At 63.4% G+C, this 14492-nt stretch carries 15 protein-coding genes; 2 read left to right on the forward strand and 13 right to left on the reverse strand.

The window, feature by feature from the left end; translation table 11 throughout:
* Positions 1-37 precede the first annotated feature (37 nt).
* The 13 genes from ACX3OZ_RS15470 to ACX3OZ_RS15530 form a co-directional block, all read right to left on the reverse strand.
* Positions 38-637 carry a GNAT family N-acetyltransferase gene (locus ACX3OZ_RS15470; RefSeq protein ID WP_459096860.1) on the reverse strand — a complete coding sequence of 200 codons (600 nt, stop codon included), beginning with the start codon at positions 635-637 and terminating at the stop codon, positions 38-40.
* Positions 637-1386, reverse strand: a complete 750-nt coding sequence (locus ACX3OZ_RS15475; RefSeq protein ID WP_459096859.1) for an SDR family NAD(P)-dependent oxidoreductase — start codon at positions 1384-1386, stop codon at positions 637-639. Before ACX3OZ_RS15475 ends, ACX3OZ_RS15470 begins: the two co-directional genes overlap by 1 nt.
* Positions 1386-2876, reverse strand: a complete 1491-nt coding sequence (gene purF / locus ACX3OZ_RS15480) for an amidophosphoribosyltransferase (protein WP_459096858.1) — start codon at positions 2874-2876, stop codon at positions 1386-1388. The genes ACX3OZ_RS15475 and purF overlap by 1 nt, the downstream gene beginning before the upstream one ends.
* Positions 2877-3041: 165 nt before the next feature.
* The gene (locus tag ACX3OZ_RS15485) at positions 3042-3650 is read right to left on the reverse strand and encodes a CvpA family protein (RefSeq protein WP_459096857.1); all 609 of its coding nucleotides are present in this window, start codon (positions 3648-3650) and stop codon (positions 3042-3044) included.
* Between the two features lie 133 nt (positions 3651-3783).
* Entirely contained in the window at positions 3784-5184 is a 1401-nt protein-coding gene (radA, locus tag ACX3OZ_RS15490) for a DNA repair protein RadA (protein WP_459096856.1), read from the reverse strand.
* A 76-nt stretch (positions 5185-5260) separates the two neighbouring features.
* Positions 5261-5803, reverse strand: coding sequence for a DUF1697 domain-containing protein (locus ACX3OZ_RS15495; RefSeq protein WP_459096855.1), 543 nt, complete (start codon positions 5801-5803; stop codon positions 5261-5263).
* Between the two features lie 3 nt (positions 5804-5806).
* A complete protein-coding gene (gene alr / locus ACX3OZ_RS15500) occupies positions 5807-6937 on the reverse strand; it encodes an alanine racemase (protein WP_459096854.1) in 1131 nt (376 codons plus the stop codon).
* A gap of 2 nt (positions 6938-6939) precedes the next feature.
* Positions 6940-8424, reverse strand: coding sequence for a replicative DNA helicase (locus tag ACX3OZ_RS15505; RefSeq protein ID WP_459096853.1), 1485 nt, complete (start codon positions 8422-8424; stop codon positions 6940-6942).
* A 352-nt stretch (positions 8425-8776) separates the two neighbouring features.
* Entirely contained in the window at positions 8777-9349 is a 573-nt protein-coding gene (gene rplI / locus ACX3OZ_RS15510) for a 50S ribosomal protein L9 (protein ID WP_459096852.1), read from the reverse strand.
* Between the two features lie 205 nt (positions 9350-9554).
* Positions 9555-9809, reverse strand: a complete 255-nt coding sequence (gene rpsR, locus ACX3OZ_RS15515) for a 30S ribosomal protein S18 (protein ID WP_046169334.1) — start codon at positions 9807-9809, stop codon at positions 9555-9557.
* 18 nt (positions 9810-9827) lie between these two features.
* A complete protein-coding gene (gene rpsF / locus ACX3OZ_RS15520; RefSeq protein WP_459096851.1) occupies positions 9828-10229 on the reverse strand; it encodes a 30S ribosomal protein S6 in 402 nt (133 codons plus the stop codon).
* A 234-nt stretch (positions 10230-10463) separates the two neighbouring features.
* Positions 10464-11912, reverse strand: a complete 1449-nt coding sequence (locus ACX3OZ_RS15525; protein ID WP_459096850.1) for a GGDEF domain-containing protein — start codon at positions 11910-11912, stop codon at positions 10464-10466.
* Between the two features lie 141 nt (positions 11913-12053).
* Positions 12054-12434: a VOC family protein gene (locus ACX3OZ_RS15530; protein WP_459096849.1), complete on the reverse strand. Its 381-nt coding sequence runs from the start codon at positions 12432-12434 to the stop codon at positions 12054-12056.
* A 234-nt stretch (positions 12435-12668) separates the two neighbouring features.
* Between ACX3OZ_RS15530 and fabD the strand changes: the two genes are divergently transcribed.
* A complete protein-coding gene (fabD, locus tag ACX3OZ_RS15535; protein WP_459104840.1) occupies positions 12669-13619 on the forward strand; it encodes an ACP S-malonyltransferase in 951 nt (316 codons plus the stop codon).
* A 53-nt stretch (positions 13620-13672) separates the two neighbouring features.
* Positions 13673-14410, forward strand: coding sequence for a 3-oxoacyl-[acyl-carrier-protein] reductase (fabG, locus tag ACX3OZ_RS15540; RefSeq protein WP_459096847.1), 738 nt, complete (start codon positions 13673-13675; stop codon positions 14408-14410).
* Positions 14411-14492 lie beyond the last annotated feature (82 nt).

Here is a 14492-nt window from a genome sequence, read left to right on the forward strand (position 1 = left end):
TTCTCTCCGCGAGCGCGATGCTAGCGGAAGCCTCGTCCTACAGCGCCATCCCGAACCACACCGTCCGCCCAATGGTCTGCACGGGTTCAAATCCGCTCCGGGTCCAGAACGCCACGGCGCCCGTATTGCCGGCATTGGCGCCAAGATGGATGCCGCTGACCCCAGCCGCCCGCGCCTGTGCGATCCACAGCTGCAGCAGCCCGGTGCCGACGCGCTGTCCGCGCAGGCGCGGCAGCAGGTTCATATGAATATGGGCTGGATAGCGGGCGACGATATCGGCCGGATTGCTCTCTGGCTGGGTGATCGCCGTGATGCGCTGCCGATCAGCTGCCGTCAGTTGATCGGCGGGAATGGTCGCATAATGCCGGCGCAGCGCCGGCCACCATTCGCGTTCCTGCCGCGCGGCAAACGCCGTGCTGTCATTTGTGCCGACAATATAGCCGGCGACGCCCTGGTCATCCTCGGCGACAAACACCTGCTCGGGCTCCAGCACCCCATAGGGCGCCGAATAGAGGTGCCCGATCACCTTGCGGTCATGATGCAGCCTGCTCGCGTCCTGCCCGGAATCGCCGGTAACGAGACAAATCTCGTAGAGCGCGTCCAGGTCCTCGGCACGATAGGGCCGCAGCTCGACCATCAGATGTCCTCGAAAGCACCCGTTTCGACATTGAACAACCGGCCATTTTCGCTCACCGCAGGCGTGATCAGGTCGATCAGCTTCGGCGCGATTTCAGCCGGCGTGGGCAGCGTATCCGGGTTCTCGCCCGGCATAGCCTTGGCGCGCATCGCCGTGCGCACCGCGCCGGGATAGAACACGTTGACCCGGACCTTGGTCTGGGCGATTTCCCCGGCATAGGATTTTGCCATGGCGTCTACGGCGGCTTTGGTGGCGGCGTAGAGCCCCCAGAATGGCCGCGCCGAACGCGCAGAGGACGACGACACGAACACCGCCCGGCCGGCCGTCGACTGCCGCAGCAGCAGGTCGGTGGCGCGCAGCAGGCGATAATTGGCAGTGACGTTGACCGCCATCACCTTGTCGAAATCTTCCGGCTTCACATGGGGCAGGGGGCTGAGTACGCCGAGCTGGCCGGCATTGGCCACCAGGCCATCCAGCGCGCCCCAGCGCTCGAAGATCGCTGCGCCAAGCCGGTCGATGGCGTCGCCATCGCGCAGGTCGAGCGGCACCAGCGTTGCCGCCGAGCCCAGGTCCTGGATTTCGTCGTCCAGCTCTTCCAGCCCGCCAACAGTGCGGGCCACGGCCACCACATGGGCGCCGCGTTTCGCCGCTTCGATGGCGGCGGCATAGCCGATGCCCCGCGAAGCGCCGGTGACGAGGACGACTTTACCGGCCAGATCCTGTCCAGCGCGATCCTGTTTTCCAGCCATTAACCGGCCTCTTTGAGCAGAGAAATACGTTTCGGCCCGTTCTTGGCGCGGCCGTTGAGATCGGTCAACTGCGTCGGATAGTCGCCCGTGAAATAATGGTCGGTAAACTGCGGCGCCTTGGCGTTGCGCGGTTCCCCGCCCACGGCGTCGTAGAGACCATCGATCGACAGGAAGGCCAGCGAGTCGGCGCCGATGAATTTGCACATCGACTCCAGATCCTTGTGCTGGTTGGCCAGCAGCTTTTCCGGGTCCGGCGTGTCGATGCCGTAATAGTCCGAATAATAGATCATCGGGCTGGCGACGCGGATATGCACCTCGGTCGCCCCGGCATCTCGCATCATCTGCACGATCTTGACCGAGGTGGTGCCACGCACGATGGAATCGTCGATCAGCACCACGCGCTTGCCGGCGATTTCGGCGCGGTTGGCCGAATGCTTGAGCTTGACGCCAAAGGCCCGGATCGACTGGGTCGGCTCGATGAAGGTGCGGCCCACATAGTGGTTGCGGATAATACCCAGCTCGAACGGAATGCCGCTCGCTTGGGCAAAGCCGATTGCCGCCGGCGTGCCGCCATCGGGCACCGGCACCACCACATCGGCTTCCACCGGAGCTTCCTTGGCCAGGTTCATCCCCATGCGCTTGCGCGCCGAATAAACGCTGCGGCCGGCGACAATGGAATCGGGGCGGGCGAAATAGACATATTCGAAGAGGCATGGCCGTTCCGGCTGCGGCCGGGCCGGCTTGCGCGCCTCGATGGTGATCGAGCCATCCGGCTGCAATTCGCAGATGATGACTTCGCCATTCTCGACGTCGCGGATATATTTCGCGCCGATAATGTCGAGCGCACAGGTTTCCGAGCAGAAAATCGGCTTGCCGTCGAGTTCGCCCATCACCAGCGGCCGGATGCCGACCGGGTCGCGCGCCGCGATCAGCTTGGTGCGGGTCACCGCCAGCATGGCGTAGCCGCCTTCCATCTGCCGGATGGCGTCGATGAAGCGGTCGGTGCTGGAGCTGTGCCGCGAGCGCGCCACCAGATGCAGCACCACTTCGGTGTCCGAAGTCGACTGGCAGATGGCGCCGGTGGCGATGATCTGCCGGCGCAGCGTCAGCCCATTGGTGAAATTGCCGTTGTGAGCAATGGCGATGCCGCCATCTTCCAGCTCGGCAAATAGCGGCTGCACATTGCGCAGCGCCACTTCGCCGGTGGTCGAATAGCGGGTGTGGCCGATGGCGATCGAGCCGGGCAACTTCGCCAGCAAAGCCGGGTCGGTATAGTGGTCGCCCACCAGCCCCATGCGCTTTTCGGTATAGAACTGGCGGCCGTCGAAGCTGACGATGCCTGCCGCTTCCTGGCCACGATGCTGCAGGGCATGCAGCCCCAGAGCGGTTAGCGTCGCGGCGTCGCTATGCCCCAAAATGCCAAACACGCCGCATTCTTCATGCAGCGTGTCGCCATCGAGACTGAAATTGTCATCGCTTGGATGGTTCACCGGGTTCTCCATGCCAATGCTGCCTCAACCGCATTGATTGCGTGTCGCTGTGACGGCTGGGCTAAAAACTAAGGGCTTACGCCATAGCCCATTTTGTCGATCCCGACCAATGCCATACTGGGCGGTCAGGGTTGTGGCGAGCGCTCGGCGCTCACCGGAAAATGATCAGGTCTGGGTGGCGGGCGCCGGTTCCACCGTGCCGTCTTCCGTGGCGTCCGTGCCCTCTTCGAGCGGCACTACGGCCTCCGGGTCCTCGGTGAGGCCGGTGCCGCCCTTGAGCATGTCGGTCACCTGCTGTTCCAGGCCTTCAGGCAGCATGGAGATCAGCGTCTGGCCCATATTGCGCAAATGCGGCAGCGACTGCGATTCAGCAGCCCAGCTCGGCAAATTGGTTGGCAGCAGCCAGGTCCCGAAAATGGTGATGACGATGGCGATCAGAACGCCGCGCAGCACGCCGAACACAAAGCCCAGCGTCCGGTCGATCGGCCCGATGCGGCTGTCGACGACGAAATCGGCAATGCGCATGGTCAACAGATGCAGCACGATCAGCGCGACGATGAACGTCACCACCACGGTGGCGATGTCGGCCACGATCTGCTCGGCGATATATTGCCGCGCGATTTCGGGATGATATTGCCACATATAGATGGCGATCGCGGCTGAACCGGCCCAAGTCGCCAGCGACAGCACTTCGCGGGTCAAGCCGCGCGCCGTGGCAAGAATTGCCGAAATCAGCACTAGAACACCAACACCAACGTCAAACGCTGTCAGCATATGTCTTCGCTAGCTCCAGTTGCCGCCCCGGCTTTGTCGGTTCGTTTATCCGCTTTGTGTCGCGATGCCAAGGGTAACGGCGCGATCTCCCAAGAAACCGGCCACTTCACCTCTCTTCTGAGAACGCCGCCCGCTACCACTCGTCCCGCTCGGGCTCGCGCGGCGTTCCTGCCGCCGCAATCCGCCCGACCAGTTCGGACAGAGCGGTGTATTCAGCCACCTCCATCCCCGAATTGCGGTCGGCCTGGCTCAGCTTGCCGGTCGACACCGATTTGAAGCCCAGCTTTTGCGCCTCGCGCAGCCGCAGCGAGCCATGCACCACCGGCCGCACCCCGCCCGCCAGCGAGATTTCGCCGAAATACACCGACTCGGAGGGCAGCGGCGAATTGGTCAGCGAGGAAATCAGCGCCGCCGCCACCGCGAGATCCGCCGCCGGCTCGTTGATCTTCAGCCCACCCGCGACATTGAGATAAATATCATTGGCCCCGATCCGCACCCCGCAGCGGGTTTCCAGCACCGCCAGCACCATCGACAGCCGCGAACTATCCCAGCCCACCACGGCGCGGCGTGGCGTGCCCAGCGGGGAAGGGGCCACCAGCGCCTGGATTTCGATGAGAATCGGCCGCGTGCCCTCCATGCCGGCAAACACCGCCGAGCCCGCCGCGCCTTCGTCGCGCTGATCGAGAAACAGTGCCGATGGGTTGGCCACCTGCTCGAGGCCCCGCTCGGTCATGGCGAACACGCCGATTTCGTCGGTCGCGCCATAACGGTTCTTCACCCCGCGCAAAATGCGGAAGGTGTGGCTGCTGTCGCCTTCGAAATACAGCACCGCGTCGACCATGTGCTCCACCACACGCGGCCCGGCGATCTGGCCGTCCTTGGTCACGTGCCCGACCAGCACCACCGCCGCGCCGCTCTTTTTGGCAAAGCGCGTCAGCGCCTGCGCCGAGGTGCGCACCTGCGTCACCGTGCCGGGGGCGCTGTCCACCCGGTCGGTCCACAGCGTCTGGATCGAATCGATGATCACCAGATCGGGGGCAGGGCCGTTTTCCAGCGTGGCGAGAATGATCTCCACATTGGTCTCGGCCGCCAGCAGCACATTGGCTTCGCCCAGCCCCAGCCGCTGCGCCCGCAGCCGCACCTGCGCCACCGCTTCTTCGCCCGACACATAGACGACGCGCTTGCCCTTATTGGCCAGCGCCGCCGCCGACTGCAGCAGCAAGGTCGATTTGCCGATGCCCGGATCGCCGCCCACCAGCAATGCCGAGCCTTTGACGAAGCCGCCGCCGGTCACCCGGTCCAGCTCCGCCAGCCCGGTCACCACGCGCGCGGCGCTCTCGGTTTCGCCCGATAGCGGCACCAGATTGGTTGGCCGCCCCCCGGCCTTGGCCGATTTCGGCCCTGCGCCCACCCCGCTATCGGTGATTTCCTCGACGATGGAGTTCCATTCGCCACAGGCATCGCACCGTCCCTGCCATTGGGTGGTGATGGCGCCACAGGACTGACAGATGAAGGATGATCGGGATTTGGCCACGCGACGCTCTCGGTTAGACTCTCAGTCGGTGTAGCCGAGCCTCATTAGGCTGGCAAGAACAAATGAGGAACCTGCGCTAGTTGCTCTCGCGCGCATTGGCCCGCTCGACCAGCCCGCGCAGCGTATTCCAGTTCCGCGCCGTCACCGCGCCCGACCGCTTCTCGATCAGCCCCGGCAGCCGCGGACTCGCCGAAAGCTGCCCGGAATAATCGACAATCAGATGCTCGCCCGCGATGTGGATGCGCTCCGGCCCGTCATAATCGGCCACCCACGCAAAATCCGGCCTGTCGCCGGCAAAGCAATATATCGCCACTTCGCTGGGGCGCTCGGCGCTGGCTTCAGGAAAGGGATTGGCGGCGAACAGCGCCCGCAATTGCGCCGGCGTCCTTACCACCGCGATATTGCCCGGACCGAGCCCCAGCCCGCGCACCACCGCGTTCATATCCTCGGTGACCGCGCTCAGCGCGCCATCACCACCGACAATCATATTGCCGGTCGCCACATAGGTCTGCGGATTGTCATAGCCCGCCGCCGCCACGCCATCGCGCCACTGCTGCATCGACATCACCTTATGGGTGATGGGGCCGATAGCGCGCAGCAGCACGACGAACAGGGCCATGCGCTACTCCGTCGGCAGATTGCCGTCGCCGACATAATTGCGGCTATAGCGCCCCTTGAGCGAGGTCAGGATTTCATAGCCGATGGTGCCGGCGGCATCGGCCTGATCATCGATGCTGATCAGATTGCCGAGGATTTCCGCGCCTTCACCTGGGCTCGGCAGGTCAGGGCCCAGTTCGGTGATATCCACCGTGATCTGGTCCATCGACACCCGGCCAATTACCGGGCAGAGCTTGCCCCGGATCGCCACCTTGCCGCCCGGCCGCATATTATTGCCTGACAGCGAGCGGAAAAACCCATCGGCATAGCCATGCCCGAGGATGGCCAGCCGGCTGTCGCGCGACAGCGAATAATTGGCGCCATAGCCCACGGTTTCCCCGGTGCGCGCTTCCTTGACCTGCAGGATCGGCACATGCAGCGTCACCACCGGCGCCATCGGGTTCTTGCGCCCATTGACTGCCCGCCCGCCATACAGCGCGATGCCGGGCCGCACCATCTGGAAGTGATAGTCGCGCCCCGTCATCATCCCCGCCGAATTGGACAGCGATGCCGGAATGCCGGGGAACTGGTTCATCACCGAGCCGAACAGCGCCAGCTGGGTGCGGTTCTTCTCGTGGTTGGGCTGATCGGCGCAGGCCAAATGGCTCATGATCATCTGCGGCGCATAGCCCAGCGCCTGGATGCGTTCGCGCACCAGGCTCGCCTCATTGAGGCGGAAGCCGAAGCGGTTGAGGCCGGTGTCGAAATGGAAAGCGGAAGGATAGGCCTCGTTGCGCTCCATGCATTTGGCCAGCCATTCCTCCAGCATCGCCATCGAGGCGATCACCGGCATCAGATTCTGCCGGATATAAAGGTTGGCTGCCCCCGGATAGAGCCCGTTGAGCACGAAGATATGCGCATCGGGCACCGCCGCGCGCACCGCCATGCCTTCATCGGGCGTGGCAACAAAAAAGAAGCGGGCTCCGGCCGCATGCAGCGCCTTGCTGGCCATGGTGATGCCGGTGCCATAGGCATCCGCTTTCACCACGGCGCCGGTCAGCGCGCCGGCGCTCACCTTGTCGAGTGCGCGCCAGTTGCGGGCCAATGCCCCGAGATCGATACTGAGTTGGCCCCCAAGCCCGGACGTCAACGCCATGCCTATTCCATGCGCTCCGGCAGGTATTCAGCCCGCGCCAAATTGCCGAAGCGGGTGAACTGCGCCTCGAAGCTAAGCTGCACCGTGCCGGTCGGCCCGTGGCGCTGCTTGGCGATGATGACTTCGGCCTTGCCGTGTACCTGTTCCATTTCCCCCTGCCAGGTCATGTGCTCTGGCGTGCCCTCTTTGGGCTCTTTGTTTTTCAGATAATACTCTTCGCGATACACGAACAGCACCACGTCGGCGTCCTGCTCGATAGAGCCCGATTCGCGCAAGTCTGACAGCTGCGGATGCTTGTCGTCACGGTTTTCCACCTGACGCGACAGCTGGGACAGCGCGATCACCGGAACTTCAAGTTCCTTGGCCAGCGCCTTGAGCGTGGTGGTGATTTCGGTCAGTTCCTGCACGCGGTTCTGGCTCGAGGCCTTGGACGAGCCACTCAACAGCTGCAAATAGTCGACGATCACGCAGTCGAGCCCCTTCTGCCGCTTTAGCCGCCGCGCCCGCGCCGCCAGCTGCGCCACGCTGATGCCGCCAGTATCGTCGATATAGAGCGGCAGCTTGCTCATCATGTTGGAGACGTCGACCAGCTTGGAAAACTGGCTGTCATGGATGCGGCCACGGCGAATGTCCGACGAGGAAATCTCGGCCTGCTCGGCAAGAATACGCGTGGCCAGCTGCTCGGAACTCATTTCCAGGCTGAAGAAGCCGACAATGCCGCCATTGGTGGTCTTGTTGTGGCCGTCCGCCTGCACTTCATTCGCGTAAGCCTTGGCGATGTTGAAAGCGATATTGGTAACCAGCGAGGTCTTGCCCATGGCGGGGCGGCCGGCCAGCACGATCAAGTCGGAGCGCTGCAAGCCGCCCATCTGGCGGTCCATGTCATCCAGCCCGGTCGAAATGCCCGACAGGCCGCCATCGCGCTGATAGGCTTCGCCGGCCATCTGGATCGAAGCGCTGAGCGCCGTGGAGAAATTGAGGAAGCCGCCATCATAGCGGCCCTTTTCGGCCAGCTGGAACAGCTCGCCTTCGACCTTTTCGATCTGCTTGTTCGGCGTCATCTCGACGTCCGACTCATAGGCGACCTGAACCATCTCCTCGCCGACCAGGATCAGGTTGCGCCGAATCGCCAGGTCGTAGATCGCCTGCCCATAATCGGCAGCGTTCAGCACCGTGGTCGCTTCCGCCGCCAGGCGCGCCAGATACTGCGCCATGGTCACATCCGGCAGCAGTTGATCGGGCAAATGCGTCTTGATGGTGGTGGGGTCGGCCGATTTTCCGGCGCGAATGATCTTGCCGGCCAGCTCATAGATATCGCGGTGGATCGGCTCGTAGAAATGGATCGGCTCAAGGAAGTCCGAGACGCGGTAGAAGGCGTCATTGTTCAGCAGCAGCGCGCCCAGCAAGGCCTGCTCGGCCTCCACGTTATGGGGGGCCAGACGGAAGGACTTGTCTTCGACCGGATGGAGCCGCGCGATCTCTGCCATGGTGCCTCTGAAGAAACGTTAATGTGTCTTAATCACGCGACTCGGGCGTGAGTCTTGGCCTATCTGGTGAGGGGTTAATGCAGCCCTTTCGCCCCTGTGAACTTTGTGGACAACGGGGATCATGACGATCCTGTGTTGCATGTGAGCAAGGCAGCAGAATGGCATGAGTCGCAGCCAACCTCGACCGTCACCCTCGGGCTTGACCCGAGGGCTCTTTACTTGCCGGGTTTAGAGAGCGCAGCACCCTCGGGTCAAGCCCGAGGGTGACGGCCAGTGGCGGGGCGGCATCGCGCGCAAACAAACAAAAAGGCCGGGCACATGGCCCGGCCTCTTCAATCCATAAGGCGGAGCCTTAGAGTTCGTCGTCGAAGCGGTCGTCCTGCTGGGCGTCCTTCTGACCGGCGGCGAAATCGCCATCCACGTCATCTTCGTAATGGGTGACGGTGACGTCTTCACCAAGGCTCTGGCGACCGGCTTCGTCTTCCGAACGGGCAACGTTGACCGAGATGGTCACGGCCACTTCGGCATGCAGGTTCAGCGGCACGGAGTGCACGCCAACCGACTTGATCGGATCGGTCAGGTCGACCTGCGAACGCTGGATGGTGAAACCATCGGCAGCCAGGGCTTCCACGATATCGCGCGAGGCGACCGAACCGTAGAGCAGACCGGTTTCGCCGGCCTGGCGGATGATGATGACTTCACGACCATTGATGCCTTCGGCAATGCCGGCGGCAGCGTTACGACGGTCGTCGTTGCGCTTTTCGATATGGGCGCGTTCGGCTTCGAACTTCTTGCGGTTGGCTTCGGTGGCGCGGAGCGCCTTGCCCTGCGGCAGCAGGAAGTTACGGGCAAAGCCGTCCTTGACGGTGACTTCTTCGCCGATCGCGCCGGTGCGGCCGATACGCTCGAGCAGAATGACTTTCATCTGAATATTCCTTGTAGCTGTCCCGTCTCGATGACGGTTAGGGTCCCCGGACCATCCGAAACCCCAACGATGTGCCTAGAAGGCACGCAGCCCGCCCATGCAGGGCAGGCTGGTAGTCTGGCGCTTACGCGGACAGGAAGTCGTTGGGCCGGATGAGATAGCGGCGATTCGCAAAAACCGCCGCTAGATCGCCAGCCCAGCGGACTTACTGGACAGCGTAAGGCATGATGCCGATGAAGCGGGCACGCTTGATGGCCTGGGCCAGTTCGCGCTGCTTCTTGGCCGAAACGGCGGTGATGCGGCTCGGCACGATCTTGCCGCGCTCCGACACGTAACGCGACAGCAGGCGCACGTCCTTGTAGTCGATCTTGGGCGCGCCCTCGCCCGAGAACGGGCAGGTCTTGCGGCGGCGCTGGAACGGACGGCGGGCCTGGGCGGTGGTGAGGTCTTTGATTGCCATAGCTGTTAGGTCCTTATCTTAGAAACGGCGCGGGCGGCGTTCGCCGCTGAAGCCACCACGGTCGCCGCCGGGACGGCCGCCATCGCGGTCATCACGGTCGCGCTTCTGCATCATTGCCGACGGGCCTTCTTCATGCTCGTCCACGCGGATGGTCATGAAGCGCAGGATGTCTTCATTGATGCGCATCTGGCGTTCCATTTCGGCAATGGCCGGAGCCGATGCGTCGATGTTCAGCAGCGTGTAATGCGCCTTGCGGTTCTTGCGGATGCGATAAGAGAGACCCTTGAGGCCCCAATATTCGTTCTTGGTGACCTTGCCGCCGCCGGAAGCGAGGATTTCGGTCAGTGCAGCGGTCAGTTCTTCGACCTGCTGCTGGGAAACGTCCTGGCGCGCCAGGAAGATATGCTCGTAGAGGGCCATTGATGCGCCTTCCTTCGTGGTTCAAACACAGCAATATCTGGCGCGGAGCCTCCTTGAAGCCGGAAGGGCATCAAAGCAGTCTTGCAAAGAGCGGGAACACGGGAGGCCGGGCCGAAACCCTATCTGCTGGCGGCACAAGCCGATCAACAAACCCTCCGTTCAGCCCCCGGCCAAACGAATTGCTGGCGTCGCTATAGGGGAAAAGCCTCGCGAACGCAAGAACTGGCAGGGGCCTCAGCGCGTGCGGGCGCTCAGCGGAATTTCGGGGACATCCTGCCCGGCCAGCTCGACCCGGTCCCGCCCGCCGCGCTTGGCCCGGTACAGCGCCGTATCGGCAGCCGACATCAGGGTGCCGAGCGGCGTGCCGGCAACGCCATGGGCCAGGCCGATGCTGACGGTCACTGGCACGGGCTGGCCCGACTGGCACGGCACCTGGCAGGTTGCCATGGCGCGCCGGATGCGTTCGGCAATGATGGTGGCAGCCAGGATCGAGGTGCCTGGCAGCAGCACGGCAAATTCCTCGCCGCCAATTCTGCCGATCAGGTCGTCTTCCCGCAGGGCGCGCCGCAGCAAGACGCCGATCGCGCCCAGCACATCATCGCCCATGGCATGGCCATGGGTATCGTTGATCTGCTTGAAATGGTCGACATCGAGCATCAGCATGCAGGCGCCATTGCGCGCGCCGCTGGTCAGCAGCCGCGCCGCGCGTTCGACAAAGGCCCCGCGATTGAACAGGCCGGTCAGGGCGTCATGCTCGGCGGCAAATTCCAGCCGCGCCTGCGCCGTGTTCCAGGCCGCGGTCAGGCAGGCGACGGCGAAGGGCGCGATGGCGACCATGGCGACCCCCAGCCGCAGCGACGACAGCGACGCCGATTCTGCCAGGTCGGTATGCAGGGGGAGCAGGTTCAGCGGCGCCGCAATCAGCAGCCAGCCGCAGGTCAGCGCCGTCAGCAGCATCGACACCATCGGCGGAAAGATCACCGCGCACCAGATCAGCGCCGGCACCGAAAAAGCGATGCTCCCGGCACGGCCCAGCAGGTGCATCAGCCCGATTGACCCCAGCAGCCCCACCACCGCCGCGATCATCGACAGCACCCGAAACCGGTCATCCGACAGCGTGCTGTGGTGCTTTGGCATGGCAATGCCAAACGCCAGCGCCAGCACGATGGAGTAATTCACCAGCTCGGTCGAAAACCACAGATAGAAGCTGTCGGTGACCGACATGGCGAACAGCATGGTTCCGGGAACGATCCCGGCCACGGCGGCGCAGGTGGCGGAAAACACGATGGTGACGACAATAAAGATTGCGTCGGTGGGGCGCTGCATCAGCAGGACCCCCTTGGGCATGGATTTGAATACCAGCGCGCCACCGGCCACGCCGGCAATATTGGCCCCGTTCAGCAGTGTCGAGCGGGCCAGGTCATTGCCGGCCAATAGATCGGCGCCAATGAAGGCAAGCGACGACACCAGCCAGGTCAGCGGCCGGTTGGTTTCCGGCTTGAGCACGAGAATGGCAAGCAGCATGGCATTGGCGGGCCAGATGCTGGCGAGCGAAAACAGCACCTGACTGTGAATGCCGACGATACAGGCACCCAGAACCAGCAAGCCGACGAGCATCGACAGCAGGGTCGGGTTGTCGGGTAATAGGTCCCAGCCGATCTTGACTACAGCGCGTGTTGCCACACCGATATCTCTCCAGTCGAGAGAGCATCATAACTGTAGCGAGTTAATGGACCGTCGAGATCGGCCCGTGCTTTGTCCTCAAGCGCGGGAGCATAAAGGCAAGCCGGGCGGATCGAAGCTGGGCCCGGCTCGCGTGCTGGGTCAGTTGGGCTCGTCGCCCACCGCCAGGATATTGCCTTCCGAATCCTTGAACCAGGCGGCGTGGAATTTGCCCATCGTGGCAATGCCGTTGACGGTCTTGAGACCCGGCATGTCATAGTCTTCAAACATGACGCCGTGCCGGCGCAGGTCCTGGACCTCGGCTTCGACGTCGTCAGTGGCGAAGGACAGCAGGGTATTGGGCGCCTTGCCGGCATTCGGGGTGGGATAAAGCAGGAAACTGGTGCCGCCGCCGATCTTGTATATGCAGCCCAGTTCGTCTTCCATCGCTGGCGTCAGCCCGAGCTTGTCCCTGTACCAGGTCTTCGCTCGGTTCATGTCTGCAGCCGGGATGGTTGCGTAAGCACGATGGTCCGCGAGCATGACTTCCTCCCTTTCTGAGAGCCTTTGACCTCGTAAAAATACGCCTCTCCGCCAGTCATGTAAACGCGCTCACGCGTCCATGTGCCATGTGCTCGCTTGACTCCACCCCGCCGGAACAGGCATGCGGCTTCCCAACTTGCACCCGCTTTGCTGCCTGTCGTAGTTTGGCGGGCAAGAAACCGCCGCTATCTGCGGCGACAGCAGCCTTATCGCGGACGTATCGGAGGCCACATCGTGACCAAACGCGCATTCACCTTTCCCGGGCAGGGCAGCCAGGCCGTTGGCATGGGCAAGGACCTTGCCGCCGCCTTCCCCGAAGCGCGTGCCGTGTTTCAGGAAGTCGATGAGGCGCTGGATCAGCGCCTGTCGGCCATCATGTTCGAGGGCAGCGACGATATCCTGCGTCTCACCGAAAATGCCCAGCCGGCCCTGATGGCCGTCAGCATGGCCGTGATGCGGGTGCTGGAAGCCAAGGGCATCCGACTCGCCGATCACGCCGCCTATGTCGCCGGCCATTCGCTCGGTGAATATTCCGCGCTCTGCGCTGCTGGCACCTTCTCGCTGGGCGATACCGCCCGTCTGCTCAAGACCCGCGGTCAGGCGATGCAGAAGGCCGTTCCGGTCGGTCACGGCGCCATGGCCGCACTGCTCGGCCTTGATATGGCAACCGCGCTTGAAGTCGCTGCCGAAGCCGCCCAAGGCGAAGTCTGTGCCGTCGCCAACGACAATGCCCCGGGCCAGATCGTCGTCTCCGGCGCCACCGGCGCCATCGAGCGCGCCGTCGAAATTGCCAAGGCCAAGGGCGCCAAGCGCGCGCTGCTGCTCCCCGTGAGCGCTCCGTTCCATTGCTCGCTGATGCAGCCCGCCGCCGAGGCCATGGCCGTGGCGCTCGGCGAAGTCACCATGCATGCCCCGGTCGTGCCGCTGGTCGCCAATGTGCTGGCCGCCCCGATTTCCGACCCGGCCGAGATTCGCCAGCGTCTGGTCGAGCAGGTGACCGGCGTCGTCCGCTGGACCGAGAGTGTCATCTGGCTGACCGGGCAGGGTGGGGTGACCCATCTGGCCGAGTTGGGCACCGGCAAGGTGCTGACTGGCCTCGCCAAACGCATCAATCCCGAGACCGTCGGCACCGCCATCGGCTCCCCGGCCGACATTGACGCCTTGGTGGCTGAACTATCCGCCTGACCTTGAATCAGCTCGGCAAGAGCTTGAATCATTATCTCCGTGAGGACGACTAAATGTTTGATCTAACTGGCAAACGCGCTTTGGTGACTGGCGCCAGCGGCGGCATCGGGCGCGAGATCGCCAAGGCGCTCGCTGCGGCCGGCGCCACCGTGGCTCTTTCCGGCACCCGCGTCAGCGCGCTGGAAGCCACGGCTAGCGAAATTGGCAAGGACTGCCCGATTCTGCCGGCCAACCTCAGCAAGCTTGAGGAAGTCGACAAGCTGGTCCCCGCTGCCGAAGCGGCGCTGGGTGGCCTCGATATCCTGGTCAACAATGCCGGCCTGACGCGCGACAATTTGTTCATGCGCATGAAGGACGAAGAGTGGGACGACGTTATCGCCGTCAACCTCACCGCCGCCTTCCATCTCAACCGCGCCGTGTTGCGGGGCATGATGAAGCAGCGTTTTGGCCGCATCATCGGCATTTCCTCGGTGGTCGGGGTGATGGGCAATCCGGGGCAGGGCAATTACGCCGCCTCCAAGGCCGGCCTGATCGGCATGAACAAGGCGCTGGCCCATGAAGTGGCCAGCCGTGGCATCACCGTCAATTCCATCGCCCCGGGCTTCATTGCCTCGGCGATGACCGACGAACTCAACGACAAGCAGCGCGAAGCCATCCTGTCGACGATTCCCGCCAATCGGCTGGGAACGGCGCAGGAAATCGCCGCCAGCACGGTTTTCCTTGCCAGCGACGCCGCTGCCTACATCACCGGCCACACGCTCAACATTAATGGCGGCATGGCGATGATTTGATCGGCATCGGTCGGCAAACCGGTCAGTGATTTGCCGATCAATCGCTGTCAGAACGGCAAAACGAAGCGAAAGCCGTTGAAAA

The sequence above is a fragment of the Devosia sp. A369 genome (assembly GCF_054489345.1).